At 58.2% G+C, this 423-nt stretch carries 1 pseudogene; it reads left to right on the top strand.

The features are described 5' to 3' along the window. Window positions 1-106 precede the first annotated feature (106 nt). Window positions 107-423 (top strand): annotated as a pseudogene (locus tag HMPREF3151_RS12200) (IS256 family transposase); the annotation flags it as partial.

Below are 423 nucleotides of genomic sequence, written 5' to 3'. Positions count from 1 at the left end.
GGTTTCAGGAAAGTATATGCTTCCGGGGCATATATCTGGGTCTCGAGCGTTCAATCCACGGTGTGGCAGCCGTGATGTGCTAAGCGCGGCGTGGTGTGGTGTCGCAATGTCTAGAAACCAACCACGCTGCCACTGCGGCGGTGAAATGAAACGAAACGGCACCACCAGCAAAGGCACCACCAGGTGGCGTTGTAAGCAGTGCGGCGCCTCTAGCGTCAAACGCCGCGGCGACATCACCAACGCTGCGGTGTTCACCCAGTTCATTGAGCATTGCACCACCGCAATATCACTGGACGACCTAGCAAAACGAAACGGCGTCAGCCGCGCCACCATGAAGAGACGCTTCAAGTGGTGCTGGCTCGTTGATGTGCCTGACCCCACCGCCGGCCACGACAAACGGGTCTACGACCAGGTATTCCTCGA

Origin of the sequence: Corynebacterium sp. HMSC05H05, from assembly GCF_001807265.1 — a bacterium.
In the GTDB taxonomy this organism is placed as follows: Bacteria; Actinomycetota; Actinomycetes; order Mycobacteriales; family Mycobacteriaceae; genus Corynebacterium.
This window is presented reverse-complemented; position numbering and strand designations above follow the sequence as displayed.